The organism is Pseudomonas sp. PDM27 (assembly GCF_019219205.1).
GTDB classification, from domain to species: domain Bacteria; phylum Pseudomonadota; class Gammaproteobacteria; order Pseudomonadales; family Pseudomonadaceae; genus Aquipseudomonas; species Aquipseudomonas laurylsulfatiphila.
In genome coordinates, this window is sequence record NZ_JAHUWF010000003.1 from 77106 (window position 1) to 96621 (window position 19516).

Consider the following 19516-nt stretch of genomic DNA (forward strand, 5'->3'; position numbering starts at 1 on the left):
TTCGCGAGCAGGCTCGCTCCCACAGAGTCTACGGTTTACGCGAAACCCTGTGGGAGCGAGCCTGCTCGCGAAGGCGGCCGACCTGCCGCCGCAAAATTCAGCGCTTGGCAATGATGTACACCGCATGCACGATCCCCGGAATGTAACCGCACAACGTCAGCAGAATATTCAGCCAGAACGCCCCGCCGAATCCTACTTGCAAAAACACACCCAGCGGCGGCAACAGGATGGCGATGATGATGCGAATAAAGTCCATGAGAGCAGCTCCTGATTGGGGTGGGCCCGTTCGAGCCCTACAGCTAATCGACCTGTGCCGTTTGTCAGGGTTCAGTCCCTCTATTGCCAAGCTCCGCCCCTTCGTTGAATTTCGCAGACAAAAAAACGCCCCACGCCAAAAGTGTCGGACGTGAGGCGTGCGTATTACCGCGAGACGGTTCAGGAATGTGTGCAGGGCGCGTCGAGTCAGACGGCAATCCCTTTGCGGCACTGCAATTGCGCGGTGCGCACTCGGGAGAAGGCGCGCGCCAGGCGCAGGAGCATTTCATCGATGTTGGCGTTGCTGACATTCAGCGCAGGGGTAAAGCGCAGGCAGTCGGGTTGCGGGGCGTTGAGCAACAGGCCTTCGTAGAGCGCGGCCTTGACTACTGCGTCAGCGGAATCGTCCGACAGCGTCAGCCCCCACAGCAGCCCTTGTCCGCGCAACTCGCCGTGATCATATCGATGGGCCAAACGCCCCAAGCCTTCACGCAGGTGCTGACCGGCTTCTGCGACGTGCTTGAGAAAAGCCTTGTCCTGCACCGTATCGAGCACCGAAAGTCCCGCGGCGGTCATCAGTGCATTGCCATGATGGGTACCGGTCATCTCGCCGGGTTCGAAACAGCAAGCCTTGCCCCGCGCCAGCAGCGCGGCCAATGGCACGCCGCCGCCCAAACCTTTGCCGAGCACCACGATATCCGCCGTGACCCCGCAGGACTGTTCCGCGAGCAAGGTGCCACAACGGCCGATGCCGGTTTGCACTTCGTCGAAGATCAGCAATATGCCGAGTTCACGGCACAGGCGTTCGACGCCCTTGAGGTAATGCGCGGTAGCCGGGATCACGCCGGCTTCGCTCTGGATCGGCTCGAGCATGATCGCGACGGTCCGTTCATCCACGGCCGCATGCAATGCCGGAAGGTCATTGAACGGGACATGGCTGAAGCCCGGCAGTTGCGGCTCGAATCGGTTGGCTAATGTCGAACTGTCCGACGCCGACATCGTCGCCAGGCTACGGCCATGGTTACCATTGTTGGCCACAATGATTCGCGACGCACCGCCGCGATGCTGTTGACCCCATTTGCGCGCCAGCTTTATCGCCGCCTCACAGGCTTCGCTGCCAGTATTGAGCAGGTAGGCCTGATCACTGCCGGTGCTGGCGCACAGACGTTCGGCAAGTCTGAGCATGCCGCGGTTATGCAGGCCGAAACCCGGATTGATCAGCGACTGAGCCTGAGCAGTGATGGCGTTGACCAATACCGAAGGGCTGTGACCAAGGCTGTTGGCCCCGCCGCCCTGGGAAAAATCCAGGTACGCACGGTCATCGCTGTCCCACAACCATGAACCCTGGCCACGCACAAACACCTGTTTCGGCCGCTCGACACCGGGCATCAAGTACTCGCTGGAAAGACTGTTGTCTTTGGAAGGCAGGGAGGCGTCCATGACCAGATCATCAAGACTGGGAGGACTACGGCGCAGACTGAACAGATTCATCTGAAGCAACCTCTTTTGAGGTTTTTTGCCTTACCTATGTAAACACCATCGAAGCAAAGGGTATTCATCGCGCTCTGTGGCCCTGTAAGCCCTGTGAATGCGGTTAGACTAGGCTCACGCAAGGCATTCAGCCATTTCGATTTCCCAGCATTTTCGATAAGTAATACTTATGGATTTCAAGCAACTGCGTTATTTCGTCGCGGTCTATGAAGAAGGCCATGTGGGCCGGGCCGCCGAGCGTCTGTCGATCTCCCAGCCGGCGCTGTCCCAGCAAATCCGCCACCTCGAGCAAAACCTCGATGTGAGCCTGTTCGAACGCAACAGCAAACGCCTGTTGCCGACCCTCGCGGCCCACACGCTATACAACCACGCCGTGCCTTTGCTCGATGGCCTGCAACGGGCACGGGAGGCGCTCGGCAACTTCAAGGGTCAGGCGCTGCGCACCCTGGCCATCGGTGTATTGCAGACCGTGCATACCAGCCTCGTTCCACAGATGCTGGAACGCGTGCGCAAGGCGCAGCCGCATCTTGTCGTGCAGATCTACGAACTGACCGGACTGGAAATCGAGCGGCGACTGCTCAACGGTTCTCTGGATATCGGCATCAGCTACCTGCCGCCCCGCCAGCCTGGTTTGCATGGCGTGATGCTGTACGAAGATGAACTGACCCTGGTCATCCCGGCAGAGCACCCGCTGCGTGAATTCAAGAAAGTGTCCATGAGCCAGGCCGCCGAGCTACCGATGTTGCTGCTGGGCGAGGAATTTCAGATCAGGCAGATCTGGCAAACCCAGTTGGCGAACCTCGGACGTCGCCCGCAGGTGCAAGCCGAACTGAACAACATGGCCGGCATCCTCGACAGCCTGCCGCACACACGCCTGGCGACTGTGCTGCCCGGACGCTCGCAAAAGACCCATGGCAACCACGAACTGCTGTGGAAACCCCTGAGCGAACCACGAGTTCCCCTGAAAGTCGGGTTGGTGTGTCGGGATGTGCAACGGCAGCAGGCCTCGCTGGCCTTGCTGCGGACATTGCTGGAAGAAGTGATAAATGGCCCGGCTGAACGTTTGAACAGCGCGCAAGCCCTGGACGGGCTGAGCTAGAAACTTTTCTTCGGGCAAAAGAAAACCCCGCCGAAGCGGGGCTTTGCAGACTGTTTCCCTGACATCCATTTCATTCCGCCGTCCTGGCAGAATCCTACGTGTCCCTGTTGTTGCTTTGCGCTTCCTGCGCTACGTCCATGAGAAGTAGATTAGCCGTGGATCCAATTTGCATCTATGGGAGAACAGCAGCACGTTATGTAAGAGAATGCTTACACACCATTACGTCATCAGAATTGTCCTGCATCCAGCAGGAACAACGATTCGCTACCGGCTTTGACCGACGCGCTCAACGAGTGAATCCGCGGCAACAGACGGGCGAAATAGAACCGTGCGGTGCCTAGTTTGCTGGCGTAGAAATCGTCTTGCGCTTCCTTGCCCAAAGCGGCCTTGGCCATCAGGGCCCACATGTAGGCGTACGCCACGTAACCGAAGACCTGCAGATACTCGACCGATGCCGCGCCGATTTCGTTCGGATTGCTCTTCGCCCGGTCCAGCAGCCACGCGGTCAGTTCGTCGAGGGTGGTCACGGCGTCATTGAGCGGCTTGGTGAACTCCGCCAGGTCAGCGCTGGCCGTTGCGGTGAAGTGACGAATCTCGTCGGCGAACAGGTTGTAGAACGCCCCGCCGCTGCCGACGATCTTGCGCCCGACCAGGTCCAGCGCCTGAATGCCGTTGGTGCCTTCGTAGATCTGGGTGATGCGCACGTCACGCACCAGTTGCTCCTGGCCCCACTCGCGGATGTAACCGTGGCCGCCGAACACCTGCTGGCCGTGAACGGTGGTTTCCAGACCGAGATCAGTCAGGAACGCCTTCGCCACCGGGGTCAGCAAGGCCACCAGGTCTTCCGCACGCTTGCGGGTGGCGGCATCTTCGCTGAACTTGGCGGTGTCCAGTTGCATCGCCACGTAGGTGGAGAATGCACGGCCACCCTCGTTCGAGGCTTTCATGGTCAGCAGCATGCGACGCACGTCCGGGTGAACAATGATCGGGTCAGCCACTTTGTCCTTGTTCTGCGCGCCAGTCGGCGAACGGCTTTGCAGACGGTCACGGGCGTATTCCACGGCGTTCTGGTACGAGCGCTCGCCTGTGGCCAGGCCCTGGATACCGACACCCAGGCGCTCGTAGTTCATCATGGTGAACATCGCCGCCAGGCCTTTGTTCGGCTCGCCGACCAGGTAACCCACGGCCTCATCGAAGTTCATCACGCAGGTCGCGGACGCCTGGATGCCCATCTTGTGTTCGATCGAACCGCAGTTCGCCGGGTTGCGCGCGCCAAGGCTGCCGTCGGCATTGACCATGAACTTCGGCACCAGGAACAGCGAAATGCCTTTCGGCCCCGCCGGTGCATCCGGCAACTTGGCCAGCACCAGGTGAATGATGTTTTCGGTGAGGTCGTGTTCGCCACCGGTGATGAAGATCTTGGTGCCGCTGACCTTGTAGGAACCGTCGGCCTGAGGCTCGGCCTTGGTGCGAATGATCCCCAGGTCAGTACCGGCGTGTGGCTCGGTCAGGCACATGGAACCGGCCCAGATGCCGGCGTACATGTTCGGCAGGTACGCGGCTTTCAGCTCGTCGCTGGCGTGGGCGTTGATCGACAGGCAGGCACCAGCGGTCAGCATTGGATACAGACCGAACGACAGGCTGGCGGAGTTGACCATTTCTTCGACCTGGGCCGAAACGGCTTTGGGCATGCCCATGCCGCCGTAGGACGGATCGCCACCGACACCGACCCAACCGCCTTCCGCGTAGGTCTGATAGGCCTGCGGGAAACCCGCCGGCGTGGTGACGGCACCGTCGGCCCAATGGCAACCTTCCTCGTCCGCGGCACGGCTCAGCGGTGCAATGCTTTTGCTGGTGACTTTGCCGGCTTCTTCCAGGATGGCTTCGACCGTTTCCGCATCGACGGTGTCGGCCAGCGCAGGCAGTTCGGCCCAGAGTTTGGCGACCTCGAAAACTTCATTGAGGACGAAGCGCATATCGCGCAGGGGCGCTTTGTAGTCAGCCATGGCAAACCTCGCAAGATCTATACAGGTGATTCACAGGAAGAGTGTTTTCGTTGGGTCGGAGTGTACCCCAACAACTTTTAAGACACATAGGGTCAGCTCATGACTATTTTGTTATTTTTGGTCATCAACAAAAAAGCCCGCACAAGGCGAGCTTCTTTGTAGCGGATTTACATGTCTAAAGCGCAAACATCTCCGCTGGCAACTGCATCAGGCAATCGCTCCCCGCTTCGATGGCCGCCCGATGAGCGGTAGTGCGTGGCAACAGACGCTTGAAGTAAAACTCGCTGGTCGCCAGTTTGCCCCGGCAGAAGCCGGCATCACCGCTGCCAGCATCGAGCTGCGCCTGAGCCACCAGCGCCATGCGCAACCACAGGTAGCCGAGGATGATGTAACCGCTGTACATCAGGTAGTCCACCGACGCGGCACCGACTTCGTCCGGGTTTTTCATCGCCGCCATGCCGACCCTGGTGGTCAACTCGCCCCACTGCTGGTTCAGTTGATCAAGCTGCGCCACATACCCGGCCAGTTGTGGATGTTCGGCGTTCGCCGCGCAGAACTTATGGACGATCCTGGTGAACCCGCGCAGCAGCTTGCCCTGGCTGCCGAGTACCTTGCGCCCGAGCAAGTCCAGTGCCTGAATGCCGTTGGTGCCTTCGTAGATCGGCGCAATGCGGCAGTCGCGTACCAGTTGCTCCATACCCCACTCACGAATGAACCCGTGGCCGCCAAACACCTGCATGCCATGGTTGGTCACTTCCAGGCCGGTGTCGGTCATGAAGGCTTTGCAGATCGGCGTGAGGAAGGCCAGCAGGTCTTCGGCTTCCTGGCGCGCCGTTTCGTCCGGGCTCAGGTGTGCAACGTCGAGTAACTGCGCGGTGAAGTAGGTCAGCGCGCGGTTGCCTTCGTTGAAGGCTTTCATCGTCAGTAACATCCGCCGCACATCAGGGTGCACGATGATGGGGTCGGCGGCTTTTTCCGGCGCTTTCGGGCCGGTCAACGAGCGCATCTGCAAACGGTCGTTGGCGTATTTGATCGCGCCCTGGAAGCTCGCCTCGCCCAGACACAGACCTTGCATGCCCGTGCCCAACCGCGCGTGGTTCATCATAGTGAACATGCAGTTGAGGCCCTTGTTCGGCTCGCCGATCAAAAAGCCCTTGGCCTCGTCGAAGTTCAGCACGCAGGTGGCGGAGGCCTTGATGCCCATCTTGTGTTCGATCGAGCCGCAGGACACGCCATTGCGCTCACCCGCTTCGCCCATCGCGTCGGGCAGGAACTTGGGCACGATAAACAGCGAAATGCCCTTGGTCCCGGCCGGTGCGTCCGGCAATTTGGCGAGCACCAGGTGAATGATGTTGGCGCTCATGTCGTGCTCGCCCGCAGAGATAAAGATCTTGCTGCCGGAGATCGCATAGCTGCCATCGGCCGCTGGCACGGCACGGGTCTTGATGATGCCCAGGTCGGTGCCGCAATGGGCTTCCGTCAGGCACATGGTACCGGTCCATTGGCCAGCGGTGAGCTTCTTCAAATAGGTCTGCTTTTGCGCCTCGGTGCCATGGGCGTGGATCGCCGACATCGCTCCGTGGGTCAGGCCGGGGTACATGCCCCATGAGGTGTTGCTGGAACCCACCATCTCGCTGATGACCAGGCCCAGAGAGATCGGCAACCCTTGGCCGCCGTAGACCGGGTCCGCCGCCAGGCCATGCCAGCCGCCCTCGACATATTGGGCGAAGGCCTGCTTGAAGCCCGCGGGTGTGGTGACCACGCCGTTGTCGAAATGGCAGCCTTCTTCATCGCCGCTGCGGTTGAGCGGCGACAGCACGTTTTCGCAGAACTTCGCGCCTTCTTCGAGGATCGCATTGACCATGTCCGGGCTGGCATCGCTGGCCCCCAGCGCGGCGTAGCTACTGTGAAAGTCGAAGACGTGGTCGATCAGAAAGCGCATGTCGCGCAAGGGAGCTTTGTACTCGGGCATGGTCATTCTCCGTCGGCAGTTTTTTCCAACCTACTGCCGCTGACACTACGCCACAATCAATGTCCAGTCGCTGAATGCGCGATCATCACTCAACCGTAGCGGCATCCATGCGCACGGCGCCACGGCGGTTCTGCCCGAACGCCATCACGCAGTTGCGCCCGGCGCCCTTGGCGCTGTAGAGCGCCTGGTCAGCGGATTTGAGCACCTCTTCCGGGGTGCGCTGATCGATCCGTTCGGCAACGCCGATACTGACCGTCACCGACACACTCGACGCACCGGAACCGGCACGCCGCTGGCGCCCCTGATGATCGTCCTGCGGGCGGTTTTCCTGATTACGCAATTGAATGTTGTAAGTGGCGATGGACTCGCGGATGACTTCCAGGTGCGGCATGCATTCTTCGAGCGTCTTGCCTGCAAACACCAGGGCAAATTCCTCGCCGCCATAACGATACGCCTTACCGCCACCGCCGATTTTCGACAGTTTGCTGGCCACCAGCCGCAGCACCTGGTCGCCGACATCGTGGCCGTGGGTGTCGTTGAATTTCTTGAAATGGTCGACGTCGCTCATCGCCAACACGTAGTTGCGTCCCAGCCGTTGCATGCGTTCATTCAACGCACGGCGGCCCGGCAGTCCGGTCAGTTCGTCACGGAAGGCCATTTGATAGGCTTCGTGGGCAACGGCGGCGGCGATCATCAGCATCACCTGGCTGCACATGATGTTCAGCGTGAACGGCAGGATGAAGGTTTTCGGCAGCATCCAGAACAACCCGAGCAACCCCACCAGTTGCGCGGCATGCAGCGGTCGCGGGTTGCGCCAGTATTGCCAGGCCAGCAGCACAAACGCGGCAATGAACACCGGATAGGACAACTGGATCAGGCTCATCCAGGCGCCATGCAAGGCGGGCCAGCGAATCTCCGACAACCAGATCAGCAGCGCATGTGGATAACTTTGCTCAAGCCCCAGCGCCACGCTGCCGACCGCCAGCAATACGGCGAATCGCGCCACCATGTCCTGGAACAGATGGGTGCGTTCCTGCCACGCCGCGAATACGCCAAACAACAATGGCAGCAGCAAGCAACACAGGTGAAAGACCACGGCGGCATCGTCACGCACCTTGCCGTTGTCGCGGTAAAAGTCGGTCTGGGTGTCGAGCAGGAAGTAGGCGATGTACACCGTGACCATCAGAAACAGTTCACGCTGGCGTCGGTACACCGCGCAATAGGCGCCACCGAGCAACAACACCAGGGTGGGCAGCACGTTGAAGAGCGAGGTGAAAAAGACGTTCAGATCCTTGATGTATGCAGCCGCAAGCCCCGCCAGCAACAGCAGTAATGACGGCAGGAAATGACTGAAACGTACAGCAGATGAGCGCGGCAAGGGTAAAGCTCCGACCCGTCAGATCAATAGATGGCAATGTGCCAACTACTGTAACGGCAGAAAGCCCGAGTTGCTGAGTGAATTACTGAGGTATTTTTCAAAGGGCGTTACAAACATTCATTCCACGGGCAACCCTTAAAGCAAAAAAGGCTCTTCACGCATTCCCGGGAAACTGTAGGAGCAGCCGGTCGACGCTCGATTGCTGGCGATGGACTCAAGTGCGCCGCGTTTATCCATTTTATACGCGTGATCGTTAACGACCATCGCCAGCAAGCTAGCTCCTACAAGGGGTCGTGCCCGCGCTCAAACCAGTGGAAGCCCCAAAAAAAAGCCGCTGGTCCCGAAGGAGCAGCGGCTTTTTCAAGTACTTCGTTAAGGCTTAGTAGCCCAGGTCGAAGTTCTCTTCTTTCATGTCCATCAGGTTGTTGGCGCCCGACAGCATGGTTGCGACGTGAGTGCGGGTACGCGGCAGGATGCGCTGGAAGTAGAAACGCGCCGTCTGCAGCTTGGCGGTGTAGAACGCCTCTTCGGAAGTGCCGGCAGCCAGTTTCTCGGCAGCCAGGCGCGCCATGTCAGCCCAGAAGTAGGCCAGGCAGGCGTAACCGGAGTACATCAGGTAGTCCACGGAGGCCGCGCCGACTTCTTCGCGATCTTTCATGGCGGCCATACCGACCTTCATGGTCAGCTCGCCCCATTCCTTGTTCAGTGCAGCCAGCGGCGCGACGAACTCTTGAACCGCTTCGTTGCCTTCGTTGGTCTGGCAGAACTTGTGGACGATCTTGGTGAAGCCTTTCAGAGCCTCGCCCTGGGTCATCAGCACTTTACGGCCCAGCAGGTCGAGTGCCTGGATACCGGTGGTGCCTTCGTACAGCATCGAGATGCGGCTGTCGCGAACGTTCTGCTCCATGCCCCACTCGGCGATGAAACCGTGGCCGCCATAGATCTGCACGCCGTGGTTGGCCGATTCAAAACCGACTTCGGTCATGAAGGCCTTGGCGATTGGCGTCATGAAGGCCAGCAGTGCGTCGGCTTTCTTCTTCTCTTCTTCGTCCACGCCGTACTTGACGATGTCGACCTGCTTGGCGGTGAAGTAAACCATCGCGCGGTTGCCTTCGGCGAACGCCTTCATGGTCAACAGCATGCGGCGTACGTCAGGGTGCACGATGATCGGGTCAGCGGCTTTGTCCGGCGCTTTCGGGCCAGTCAGCGAGCGCATTTGCAGACGGTCGCGAGCGTATTTCAGGCCACCCTGGAAACCGACTTCGGCGTGGGCCAGGCCTTGCAGCGCGGTACCCAGGCGAGCGGTGTTCATGAAGGTGAACATGCAGTTCAGGCCTTTGTTCGCCGGGCCGATCAGGAAACCGGTGGCGCCGTCGAAGTTCATCACGCAGGTGGCGTTGCCGTGGATGCCCATCTTGTGTTCCAGGGAACCGCAAGACACGGCGTTACGCGTGCCAACCGAGCCATCGGCGTTCGGCAGGAACTTCGGCACGATGAACAGGGAGATGCCTTTGGTGCCAGCCGGTGCATCCGGCAGGCGGGCCAGTACGATGTGGACGATGTTGTCGGCCATGTCGTGTTCACCGGCCGAGATGAAGATCTTGGTGCCGGAGACCTTGTAGGAACCGTCGGCCTGAGGCTCGGCCTTGGTGCGCAGCATGCCCAGGTCGGTGCCGCAGTGCGGTTCGGTCAGGCACATGGTGCCGGTCCATTCGCCGGAAACCAGCTTGGTCAGGTAAGCCTCTTGCTGCTCAGGGGTGCCGTGCTCGGAGATGGTGTTCATCGCACCGTGCGACAGGCCCGGGTACATGCCCCACGACCAGTTGGACTCGCCGACCATTTCACTGATGGCCAGGCCCAGGGATTCCGGCAGGCCTTGGCCGCCGTGCTCGACGTCGTGAGCCAGGCTCGGCCAGCCGCCTTCAACGAATTGCTTGTAGGCTTCCTTGAAGCCAGTCGGCGTCTTAACGCCGGACTCGCTCCAGGTGCAACCTTCGAGGTCGCCCACACGGTTCAGCGGAGCCAGTACCTGCTCACAAAACTTGGCGCCTTCCTCGAGAATGGCGTCAACCATGTCCGGAGTTGCGTCGGCACAAGCCGGAAGGCTCTGATAGTGCGCTTCGTAGCCGAGCAGTTCGTCACGAACGAAGCGAATATCACGCAAGGGGGCCTTGTAGTCAGGCATAGCGATAAACCTCTGCTGATGTAACCGGGAATGAACGACCGCATTGATTTGTTGTTGCGATCAAACAGTTGTTTGAAACATACGTTTACGCCCAAATCTTGTCAAGCGTCGATCTTTTGCCGTTCGTCATCGCAGGATCGGACATTCAGGCACACGACACCGCCGCCGCGCTGCCGAAGCAGCCCGCCATCCTGAAAAGATTAGTTGAGCAAGAAAGACTTACGCACAAAAACGCCGCGAACAGGCGCGGCGCTGGAAGGTGCGGATCGGGCAAGGAATCAGGCGTAGGTATCGATCAATGTTCCGAGCACTTCATCGGCGGCCTTGGCGACTTTCACGCCCAGCTCCGCCTGAATCTTGCCTTGGGCCATTTCGACCACGTTGCTGGCCAGGTCCGATTGCTGGCTGCGATCAACCGATCTCAGCCGATCGACCTGCGCCTCGGAGGATTGGCTGGTGACCGAACGCTCAATGGTGGTGTTGGCGATCTGCCCAGCGGCTTGATCGACACGGTTCTGCCCTGCCTGAAGGGTGCTCAGACCGGCATAAAAAGCGGTATTACCTGAGATTTCCATGGGAGAACTCGTCCTTGCAAAGGATCAACGAAAGCCATTGAAGCAGAGTGGCAGACAAAACACCCGTCAAAAACACTAATGGCACAGTGCCTTGTCATAGGCAAAGCCCGCATTGCCAGACGTCAGTCCAACAGATCCAGTTGCAAGTGCTCGGCCACGGCTTCTGCCGTCACGGCCTTGAGTTTGGGCACACGCCCCAGGCACGGCGCCGGGAGGCGTTCGGCCAGGGTGGCGAGGTTTTCTTCCAGCCGCGAGGTCTTCGGGTCGATGATGTTGGCCACCCATCCCGCCAGTTGCAAACCGTCCCGGGCGATCGCTTCGGCGGTCAACAAGGCATGGCTGATACACCCCAGGCGCACGCCGACCACCAAGATCACCGGCAGCTGCAACGCGATGGCGAGGTCCGACAGATTGTCCTGATCCGCCAAGGGTACGCGCCAGCCGCCAGCGCCTTCGATCAGGGTGAAGTCCGCCTGCAGGCCCAGAATCTGCCGCATCGGCGCCAGCAACGACTGCACCGTCAACGCCACGCCCGCCTCCCGTGCCGCCAGATGGGGAGCAATGGCCGGTTCGAAGGCCACCGGATTGACCTGTGCGTACGTCAGCGGCAGCGAACACTCCGCCATCAAAGCCAGTGCATCGGCGTTGCGCAAGCCTTTGGGCGTCACATCGCATCCGGACGCGACCGGCTTGCCCGCCGCCGTGCTCAAACCCGCCGAACGCGCCGCATGCAGCAGCCCTGCAGCGACCGTGGTTTTACCGACATCCGTATCCGTGCCGGTGATGAAATAGGCTGCGCTCATAAGGGTTTCTCCAAAATGGCGTACACCACTTGATAAGTCGCCGGCAGGCCTCGGGCCTGACGAAACTGCTCATAAGCCTCAATCAACCCCAAAATCCGCGCCCGGCCGGTCAAGCCACCCGGTCGACCGGGATTGAGATTGTGCGCACCCAGTGCCTTGAGCTCATGGGTCAGGCTGCGCACATCCGGGTAATGCAGCACATGCGGCAGGTTTTGCAGACTGACCATCCTCAAGCCGCTGGCCGCACACAACTGCTGATAAACACCAAACTCCCGGAAGCGATTGACGTGCACCATGCCATCGACCTGTCGCCAGCTGTCGCGCAATTCAAACAACGTCCCTGTACAAAGACTAGCAAACGCAAAAATGCCACCCGGTTTCAGCACTCGATAAGCTTCACTGAGCACCGAGTCGAAGTCCGCACACCATTGCACCGCCAGGCTGGAGAAGATCAGGTCGCAGGTCGAGTCCTGCAGTGGCAAACGCTCGGCATCGCCGGCCACGAAATGCGTGGCACCGCCCAACGGCCGGGCGTGGTTGAGCATGCCTTCGGCGATGTCCAGCGCCACACCGTGACTGCCCGCAAACCGCTCACCCAAGGCACGACTGAAATGCCCGGTGCCGCAGCCCAGGTCCAGCCAGCGCTGCGGTACGAAGTCCTGCGCCAAGCGTCCGAGCAATTGGCTGCCCACATCACGCTGCAACTCGGCCACGCTGTCGTAGCTTTGCGCCGCGCGGGAGAAAGATGCAGCGACTTGGCGTTTGTCGGGCAAGCCGCCGGGCAGGTTGGGAAGAGATAAATCAGTCATCGCCGGACTCATGCAAAAAGGCCTGGATCGCCCCCGCCACACCGTGGGGATCTTCCAGAAGAAACGCGTGACCGGCCTGCTCAATCAGACCGATTTCTATATCCGGCAGCAACGCCAGCAAATCGCCTGCCGCCTCCGCCGGCACCAACCCGTCGAGACCGGCGAACAGATGCAGTTGCGGACCGCGGAACGATTGCATTGCCTGCCGTGTATCCAGTTGCGCAAGCACTTGCAGACCGCTCAGCAGCACTGGCGCGGCCGTGTTCGGTGCGCCAGCGAGCAACAGCCGCGACAATCCGCGCGGGTCTTCGGCGCCTTGGGCGCAGAGCAGTGAAAAGCGTTTCAAGGTCGCGCGCGGATCGGCTGCACATCCCGCCAGAAACGCATCGAAGGTTTCCCCAGGCATGGCGGCCGACCAGTGTTCATGCGCGACAAAAGAGGCGTTGCTGGCCAGTGTGAACACGCCGCAGCAGCGATCGCCACGTCGGGCCGCCAGTTCGCAGGCGAGCATGCCACCCAATGACCAGCCGCCCAGCCAGGCGTCTTGCGGCAACGTCGCATCAAGCTCATCGAGCCACTCTTGAAGATCGCTCGACTCCAGGTCGGGCAACGGCTCGATTTCGACGCGCAAGTGCTCGTCCAGGCCGCGCAAAGCCGCCGCCAAAGGCTCCAGCGGTGAAACGCCGAGGCCCCAGCCGGGCAGCAGAATCAAACGATCACGCATGGCTTGGCTCCGGCTGCAGTTGTTGAAAACAATCGGCCAGTCCGTTTAACAATAGCTGCACCTGGGCCTCGCTGTGGGCTGCCGTCAGCGTGACCCGCAGTCGGGCGCTGCCAGCAGGCACGGTCGGCGGGCGAATCGCGGTCACCATCAACCCGCGTTCGCGCAACATTTGCGAAAGACGCACCGCGCGCCCGGCATCGCCAACCATGATCGGCTGGATCGGTGTGAAGCTGTCCATGAGTTCCAGGCCGATCTGCTCGGCACCCTGGCGGAACTGGCGGATCAACGTCTGCAAATGCTCGCGGCGCCAGTGTTCGCTGCGCAGCAGTTCCAGGCTTTTCAACGTGGCGCAGGCCAGCGCCGGAGGCTGGCTGGTGGTGTAGATGTAAGGCCGGGCGAACTGGATCAGACTTTCGATCAGCTCTTCGCTGCCGGCCACAAAAGCGCCCGCCGTACCGAAGGCTTTGCCGAGGGTGCCGACCAGCACCGGAACGTCTTCCTGGCTCAAACCGAAATGCTCGACGACGCCGCCACCGTTGGCACCCAGCGGTCCGAAACCATGGGCATCGTCGACCATCAACCAGGCGCCCTTGGCCTTGGCCTCTCGGGCCAGTGCCGGCAAGTCGGCGATATCGCCGTCCATGCTGAACACGCCGTCGGTGACCACCAGGGTATTGCCAGTGGCTTTTTCCAGGCGTTTGGCCAGGCTCACCGGGTCGTTGTGCAAGTAGCGATTGAACCGCGCGCCGGACAGCAGCCCCGCGTCGAGCAGCGACGCATGATTGAGCCGGTCTTCGAGCACCGTATCACCCTGCCCCACCAGCGCCGTGACCGCACCGAGGTTGGCCATGTAACCGGTGGTGAACAGCAACGCGCGTGGGCGACCGGTCAGGTCGGCCAAGGCTTCTTCCAGGGCATGGTGCGGGGCGCTATGGCCGATGACCAGATGTGAGGCGCCGCCGCCCACCCCCCACTTCAAAGCGCCGGCACGCCAGGCTTCGATCACTTGTGGATGATTGGCCAGCCCCAGGTAGTCGTTGTTACAGAACGCCAGCAACGGCCGGCCATCAACCACTACTTGCGGCCCCTGCGGGCTTTCGAGTAGCGGACGCTGGCGGTAGAGATTTTCGGCACGACGGGCAGCAAGGCGTGCGGCGAGATCGAAAGACATGCAGGCCTCGAAGTTCAGATCACAGAAATCAAAATGAATGCGATCCCTGTGGGAGCGAGCTTGCTCGCGATGGCGGCGTCACATTCAACATTGATGTCGACGGACCTGACGCTATCGCGAGCAAGCTCGCTCCCACAGGGGTTTTGCATTCATTCAGTGGACGCAGTGGTTGCTCAAACCGCCGCGTTATAGAACTGCTCGCTGCTCTTCTGCTCCACCAGCGCCTGCTCGATCGCCGCCTGATGCACTTCATCGGCGTGCTCTTCGCGGGCTTCCGGCAGGATGCCCAGGCGCCCGAACAATTGCATGTCCTTGTCGGCCTGCGGGTTGGCGGTGGTCAGCAGTTTCTCGCCGTAGAAAATCGAGTTGGCACCGGCGAAGAACGCCAGAGCCTGCATCTGCTCGTTCATGGCTTCGCGGCCGGCGGACAGGCGCACGTGGGATTGCGGCATCAGGATGCGCGCGACCGCGAGCATGCGGATGAAATCGAACGGGTCGACGTCGTCGGCATTTTCCAGCGGCGTACCGGCGACTTTCACCAGCATGTTGATCGGCACCGACTCCGGATGCTCCGGCAGGTTGGCCAACTGGATCAGCAGGTTGGCGCGGTCGTCCAGGGACTCGCCCATGCCGAGGATGCCGCCGGAGCAGATCTTCATCCCCGACTCACGCACGTAGGCCAGGGTTTGCAGGCGCTCGCTGTAGGTGCGGGTGGTGATGATGCTGCCGTAGAACTCCGGCGATGTATCGAGGTTGTGGTTGTAGTAGTCGAGGCCGGCCTTGGCCAGCGCTTCGGTCTGGTCCTGATCCAGGCGGCCGAGGGTCATGCAGGTTTCCAGGCCCAGGGCTTTCACGCCTTCAACCATCTTCAGAACATAAGGCATGTCCTTGGCCGACGGGTGCTTCCACGCCGCGCCCATGCAGAAGCGGGTCGAACCGATGGCCTTGGCGCGAGCGGCCTCTTCGAGGACCTTCTGCACCTCCATCAGTTTTTCTTTTTCCAGGCCGGTGTTGTAGTGACCGGACTGCGGACAATATTTGCAATCTTCCGGGCAGGCGCCGGTCTTGATCGACAACAGGGTCGAGACCTGAACGCGGTTGGCGTCGAAATGCGCACGGTGCACCGTCTGCGCCTGGAACAACAGGTCATTGAATGGCTGAACGAAGAGTGCTTTGACTTCGGCCAAAGACCAGTCATGACGCAGGGTTGCAGTGGTGCTGGCGCTCATGGGTGTTTCCTTTGAATTATGCTTTGGCATGCGGCAGGGTCATGGAATGTCACAGCCGCCTCACAGATGTTTCGGCATATTTAAGGAAGAGCGATGCGCTGTCAACCACATAACAAAGGACTGGTTTACATCTGGTCAAAAAACAAACAGTCGTGTCTTTTGTGCGATGAGCTCGCCGACGGCATCGTCCCTGTCTGCACGGCCTGCGAAACCGAGTTGCCCTGGCTGGGCGATCACTGCCGTACCTGCGCCCTGCCGCTCCCGGCCGCGGGCCTGACCTGCGGCCATTGCCTGAAGCAGCCACCGGCCTTTGAACAGGTGATTGCCCCCTGGACCTACAGCTTTCCGGTTGACAGCCTGATCACCCGCTTCAAACACAATGCAAAGTGGCCGTTTGGCCGCTTGCTCGCCGAACTTCTCGCTCAATACCTGCAACATCGCTTCGAAGATGATCTGCAGCGGCCCCATGCGCTGATTCCGGTACCGCTGGCCAACCGGCGCCTGCGCCAGCGCGGGTTCAACCAGGCAGCCATGCTGGCCCACTGGTTGAGTGACGCACTGGACATTCCTTGCGACGAACGGTTACTGCTGCGAACCCAGGACACCGATGCCCAACAGGCCTTGAATGCCCAAGCGCGGCGCAGGAATTTGCGCAACGCTTTCACCCTGATACCCGGTGCCACCGTCAAAGGCCGGCACCTGGCCCTGATCGACGACGTCCTCACCACCGGTGCCACGGCCCAGGCCCTGGCCTGGCTGTTGATCGACGCCGGTGCCGCGCGGGTCGACGTCTATTGCCTGGCCCGCACGCCAAAACCCGGCGAGACAACCTGACTTGACTCGCGCGTGCCAAGCCGCCACCGTCCTCCCCATCGCCACCACCCAAAGCGACTTGCCATGTCTTTGCCCACCTTGTTGTCCCAGCACATTGTCCGCCGTCCGCAGCGCATCGCCCTGCTGCAGCACATCGCCGAGCAAGGCTCGATCACCCGTGCGGCAAAAAGCGCGGGCCTGAGCTACAAAGCTGCCTGGGATGCCATCGATGAGCTGAACAACCTGGCGCAGAAACCGTTGGTGGAGCGGATTGTCGGCGGCAAGGGTGGGGGCGGTGCCCGTCTCTCCATAGAAGGCGAGCGGGTGCTGCGGCTGTACCAGAAGCTGCAAGCCTTGCAGGCCCAGGTGCTGGAAGCCGCTGAAGATGCCAGCGACCTCGACCTGCTCGGGCGTTTGATGCTGCGCACCAGCGCGCGCAATCAGTTACACGGCAAGGTGATGACGATCGAGCCCCAGGGACGCAACGACCTGATTCGCCTCGAAGTCGCCGAAGGCTTGATCGTCGATGCGCAAATCACCCACGACAGCACCGAGCGCCTGGAACTGCAAATCGGCACCGAAGTCGTGGCCTTGATCAAGGCCGGCTGGCTCGATGTGCTGGAGGTCGATTCAGCCGAAACGCCGGGAAACAATTGCCTGAAAGGCACCATCGAGAAAATTCTCGACGCCGACGATGGCCCCAGCGAAGTGCGCATCACACTGCCTAACGGCCTGACCCTGTGCGCGCTGGACGAACCAACGCATCTGCAGGCATTGGGGCTGACCTGCGGCAAACCCGTGCGCGTGGAGTTTTCGCCCTCCAGGGTTCTGCTGGGTACACCGCTTTAAGCAAACTGCAACAAAAGGTTCATTACTCATCATTAAGGTGTCTGCAAAACCGCAGGGAGCCTGAAATGAGCCTATTAGAAGAAAACCAGTCCACCGACCTCGAAACCATGGTCGGCCTCAGTCGTCGCCGCTTCATCAGCGCAGGTGCCCTGTGCGGCGCGGCGATGTTCCTCGGCGGCAACCTGCTGAGCCGCAGTGTGATGGCCGCCAGCGTCAGCGCCGGTAACAGCCAATTGCTGGGCTTTGACAGCATTGCCGCCGCCACCAGCGACGCCATCACCCTGCCACCGGGCTACAAGTCCTCGGTGCTGATCAGCTGGGGCCAGCCCCTGCACAAGGACGGCCCGGCGTTCGACCCGAGCGGCAACGGCAGCGCCGTGCATCAGGAAGCCCAGTTCGGCGACAACAACGATGGCATGAGCCTGTTCGAATTTCCGGGCGAAAAAGACCGCGCGCTGATGGCGATCAACAACGAATACACCAACTACCGCTACCTCTACGCCCACGGCGGCATGCCGCAATCGGCGGAAGACGTGCGCAAGGCGCTGGCCTGCGAAGGTGTGTCGGTGATTGAAGTGCAGCGCAAGAACGGCCAATGGCAATTCGTCCAGGGCTCGCGCTACAACCGCCGCATTCACGGTAATGCGCCGATCACCCTGAGCGGCCCAGCCGCCGGTCACGCACTGCTGAAGACCAGCGCCGACCCCCACGGCAAGAACGTTCTCGGCACGTTCCAGAACTGTGCCAACGGCAAGACGCCGTGGGGCACCTATCTGACCTGTGAAGAAAACTTCACCGACTGCTTCGGCAGCAGCAACGCCGAGCAGAAATTCGACCCGGCGCAAAAACGCTACGGCGCGGTGGTGACCAGCAAAGAAATCAACTGGCACCAACACGACGAGCGTTTCGACCTGGCCAAGAACCCCAACGAACTCAACCGTCATGGCTGGGTGGTGGAGATCGATCCGTTCGATCCGCAGTCGACGCCGGTCAAACGCACCGCCCTCGGCCGCTTCAAACACGAAAACGCCGCCCTGGCCGAAACCGGCGATGGCCATGCCGTGGTGTACATGGGCGACGATGAGCGCGGCGAGTTCATCTACAAATTCGTCAGCCGCGACAAGATCGACCACAAGAACCCCAAGGCCAACCGCGACATTCTCGATCACGGCACCCTCTATGTGGCGCGTTTCGATGCCGGGGACGGCAACGCCGATCACCCGAAAGGCCAGGGTGAATGGATCGAACTGACCCACGGCAAAAACGGTATCGACGCCAGCAGCGGTTTTGCCGATCAGGCCGAAGTGCTGATCCACGCCCGTCTCGCCGCCAGTGTGGTGAAAGCCACGCGCATGGACCGCCCGGAATGGATCGTGGTCAGCCCCAAGGACGGCCAGGTCTACTGCACGTTGACCAACAACGCCAAGCGCGGCGAAGACGGGCAACCGGTGGGCGGACCGAACCCGCGGGAGAAGAACGTCTACGGCCAGATCCTGCGCTGGCGCACCGAACGCGACGATCACGCCTCACACACCTTTGCCTGGGACCTGTTTGTGGTGGCCGGCAACCCGGCCGCACATGCCGGGACGCCAAAGGCCGGCTCGTCGAACATTACGCCGCAGAACATGTTCAACAGCCCGGACGGCTTGGGCTTCGACAAGGCCGGACGCTTGTGGATCCTGACCGACGGTGATGTGAGCAACACCGGTGACTTTGCCGGCATGGGCAATAACCAGATGCTCTGCGCTGATCCGGCGACCGGCGAGATTCGCCGCTTCATGGTCGGGCCGGTGGGCTGCGAGGTGACCGGGATCAGCTTCTCGCCGGACCAGAAAACCCTGTTCGTCGGAATCCAGCACCCGGGTGAAAACGGAGGCTCGACCTTCCCCGAGCATCTGCCCAATGGCAAGCCGCGGTCTTCGGTGATGGCGATTTCGCGGGAAGATGGCGGGATCGTCGGCGCCTGATCCCGCCTCTTCGCGGGCAAGCCCGCTCCCACAGGGTTATGCGCAGATTCCAAATCAGCGCCAATCCTGTGGGAGCGGGCTTGCCCGCGAAGGCGTCAGCCCAGTCACCACACATCTCAAGCCCACCCCCTAAAGCCCTGCCGTCTGCGCTACCATGCCTGGCCGGACGCAGCAGCCTGCTGCGCGCAGG

Annotated in this window: 16 protein-coding genes; 4 read left to right on the top strand and 12 right to left on the bottom strand. The window is 60.9% G+C overall.

From position 1 onward, the window contains the following. Positions 1–97 precede the first annotated feature (97 nt). Together KW838_RS08195 and KW838_RS08200 are read right to left on the bottom strand one after the other, a co-directional pair. Positions 98–256 carry a YqaE/Pmp3 family membrane protein gene (locus KW838_RS08195; protein WP_003228885.1) on the bottom strand — a complete coding sequence of 53 codons (159 nt, stop codon included), beginning with the start codon at positions 254–256 and terminating at the stop codon, positions 98–100. Positions 257–462: 206 nt separating this feature from the next. Beyond that, entirely contained in the window at positions 463–1746 is a 1284-nt protein-coding gene (locus tag KW838_RS08200) for an aspartate aminotransferase family protein (protein WP_218500859.1), read from the bottom strand. A 169-nt stretch (positions 1747–1915) separates the two neighbouring features. Here KW838_RS08200 and KW838_RS08205 point away from each other — a divergent pair, with 169 nt between their 5' ends. Then, positions 1916–2845: a LysR family transcriptional regulator gene (locus KW838_RS08205; RefSeq protein WP_102700160.1), complete on the top strand. Its 930-nt coding sequence runs from the start codon at positions 1916–1918 to the stop codon at positions 2843–2845. A 227-nt stretch (positions 2846–3072) separates the two neighbouring features. Here KW838_RS08205 and KW838_RS08210 read toward each other — a convergent pair whose 3' ends face one another. The 10 genes from KW838_RS08210 to bioB all read right to left on the bottom strand — a co-directional run bounded on the left by KW838_RS08210 (position 3073) and on the right by bioB (position 15697). Beyond that, positions 3073–4851: an acyl-CoA dehydrogenase C-terminal domain-containing protein gene (locus KW838_RS08210; protein ID WP_218500860.1), complete on the bottom strand. Its 1779-nt coding sequence runs from the start codon at positions 4849–4851 to the stop codon at positions 3073–3075. A gap of 175 nt (positions 4852–5026) precedes the next feature. Continuing rightward, on the bottom strand, positions 5027–6823 hold the full coding sequence (locus KW838_RS08215; RefSeq protein ID WP_102700158.1) for an acyl-CoA dehydrogenase C-terminal domain-containing protein: 1797 nt from the start codon (positions 6821–6823) through the stop codon (positions 5027–5029). Between the two features lie 85 nt (positions 6824–6908). Continuing rightward, complete coding sequence (locus KW838_RS08220) at positions 6909–8201, bottom strand: GGDEF domain-containing protein (RefSeq protein ID WP_218500861.1); 1293 nt, start codon at positions 8199–8201, stop codon at positions 6909–6911. Positions 8202–8580: 379 nt separating this feature from the next. Further along, positions 8581–10386, bottom strand: coding sequence for a phenylacyl-CoA dehydrogenase (locus KW838_RS08225; RefSeq protein WP_015097094.1), 1806 nt, complete (start codon positions 10384–10386; stop codon positions 8581–8583). Between the two features lie 278 nt (positions 10387–10664). Beyond that, positions 10665–10961 (bottom strand): pyrroloquinoline quinone biosynthesis protein PqqE, encoded by a 297-nt coding sequence (locus KW838_RS08230; protein ID WP_102700156.1) that lies wholly within the window; start codon positions 10959–10961, stop codon positions 10665–10667. A 122-nt stretch (positions 10962–11083) separates the two neighbouring features. Then, positions 11084–11764 (bottom strand): dethiobiotin synthase, encoded by a 681-nt coding sequence (gene bioD / locus KW838_RS08235; RefSeq protein WP_102700155.1) that lies wholly within the window; start codon positions 11762–11764, stop codon positions 11084–11086. After that, complete coding sequence (bioC, locus tag KW838_RS08240) at positions 11761–12573, bottom strand: malonyl-ACP O-methyltransferase BioC (RefSeq protein ID WP_102700154.1); 813 nt, start codon at positions 12571–12573, stop codon at positions 11761–11763. The genes bioD and bioC overlap by 4 nt, the downstream gene beginning before the upstream one ends. Continuing rightward, entirely contained in the window at positions 12566–13297 is a 732-nt protein-coding gene (locus tag KW838_RS08245; protein ID WP_218500862.1) for an alpha/beta fold hydrolase, read from the bottom strand. Before KW838_RS08245 ends, bioC begins: the two co-directional genes overlap by 8 nt. Then, positions 13290–14468 carry an 8-amino-7-oxononanoate synthase gene (bioF, locus tag KW838_RS08250; protein WP_218500863.1) on the bottom strand — a complete coding sequence of 393 codons (1179 nt, stop codon included), beginning with the start codon at positions 14466–14468 and terminating at the stop codon, positions 13290–13292. The genes KW838_RS08245 and bioF overlap by 8 nt, the downstream gene beginning before the upstream one ends. A 173-nt stretch (positions 14469–14641) precedes the next feature. Continuing rightward, positions 14642–15697, bottom strand: a complete 1056-nt coding sequence (gene bioB, locus KW838_RS08255) for a biotin synthase BioB (protein ID WP_102700150.1) — start codon at positions 15695–15697, stop codon at positions 14642–14644. 93 nt (positions 15698–15790) lie between these two features. Here bioB and KW838_RS08260 point away from each other — a divergent pair, with 93 nt between their 5' ends. From KW838_RS08260 to KW838_RS08270, 3 genes are all read left to right on the top strand, one after another. After that, positions 15791–16531 carry a ComF family protein gene (locus KW838_RS08260; protein ID WP_218500864.1) on the top strand — a complete coding sequence of 247 codons (741 nt, stop codon included), beginning with the start codon at positions 15791–15793 and terminating at the stop codon, positions 16529–16531. Between the two features lie 63 nt (positions 16532–16594). Next, a complete protein-coding gene (locus KW838_RS08265; protein ID WP_218481249.1) occupies positions 16595–17359 on the top strand; it encodes a TOBE domain-containing protein in 765 nt (254 codons plus the stop codon). 65 nt (positions 17360–17424) lie between these two features. Further along, positions 17425–19326: a PhoX family phosphatase gene (locus KW838_RS08270; RefSeq protein ID WP_218500865.1), complete on the top strand. Its 1902-nt coding sequence runs from the start codon at positions 17425–17427 to the stop codon at positions 19324–19326. Positions 19327–19516: the final 190 nt, after the last annotated feature.

Excerpts from the sequence above, each read along its gene's own strand:
- KW838_RS08195 (WP_003228885.1), bottom strand. The coding sequence starts at position 256 with ATGGACTTTATTCGCATCATCATCGCCATCCTGTTGCCGCCGCTGGGT.
- KW838_RS08200 (WP_218500859.1), bottom strand. The coding sequence starts at position 1,746 with ATGAATCTGTTCAGTCTGCGCCGTAGTCCTCCCAGTCTTGATGATCTG.
- KW838_RS08205 (WP_102700160.1), top strand. The coding sequence starts at position 1,916 with ATGGATTTCAAGCAACTGCGTTATTTCGTCGCGGTCTATGAAGAAGGC.
- KW838_RS08210 (WP_218500860.1), bottom strand. The coding sequence starts at position 4,851 with ATGGCTGACTACAAAGCGCCCCTGCGCGATATGCGCTTCGTCCTCAAT.
- KW838_RS08215 (WP_102700158.1), bottom strand. The coding sequence starts at position 6,823 with ATGCCCGAGTACAAAGCTCCCTTGCGCGACATGCGCTTTCTGATCGAC.
- KW838_RS08225 (WP_015097094.1), bottom strand. The coding sequence starts at position 10,386 with ATGCCTGACTACAAGGCCCCCTTGCGTGATATTCGCTTCGTTCGTGAC.
- KW838_RS08230 (WP_102700156.1), bottom strand. The coding sequence starts at position 10,961 with ATGGAAATCTCAGGTAATACCGCTTTTTATGCCGGTCTGAGCACCCTT.
- bioD (WP_102700155.1), bottom strand. The coding sequence starts at position 11,764 with ATGAGCGCAGCCTATTTCATCACCGGCACGGATACGGATGTCGGTAAA.
- bioC (WP_102700154.1), bottom strand. The coding sequence starts at position 12,573 with ATGACTGATTTATCTCTTCCCAACCTGCCCGGCGGCTTGCCCGACAAA.
- KW838_RS08245 (WP_218500862.1), bottom strand. The coding sequence starts at position 13,297 with ATGCGTGATCGTTTGATTCTGCTGCCCGGCTGGGGCCTCGGCGTTTCA.
- bioF (WP_218500863.1), bottom strand. The coding sequence starts at position 14,468 with ATGTCTTTCGATCTCGCCGCACGCCTTGCTGCCCGTCGTGCCGAAAAT.
- bioB (WP_102700150.1), bottom strand. The coding sequence starts at position 15,697 with ATGAGCGCCAGCACCACTGCAACCCTGCGTCATGACTGGTCTTTGGCC.
- KW838_RS08260 (WP_218500864.1), top strand. The coding sequence starts at position 15,791 with ATGCGCTGTCAACCACATAACAAAGGACTGGTTTACATCTGGTCAAAA.
- KW838_RS08265 (WP_218481249.1), top strand. The coding sequence starts at position 16,595 with ATGTCTTTGCCCACCTTGTTGTCCCAGCACATTGTCCGCCGTCCGCAG.
- KW838_RS08270 (WP_218500865.1), top strand. The coding sequence starts at position 17,425 with ATGAGCCTATTAGAAGAAAACCAGTCCACCGACCTCGAAACCATGGTC.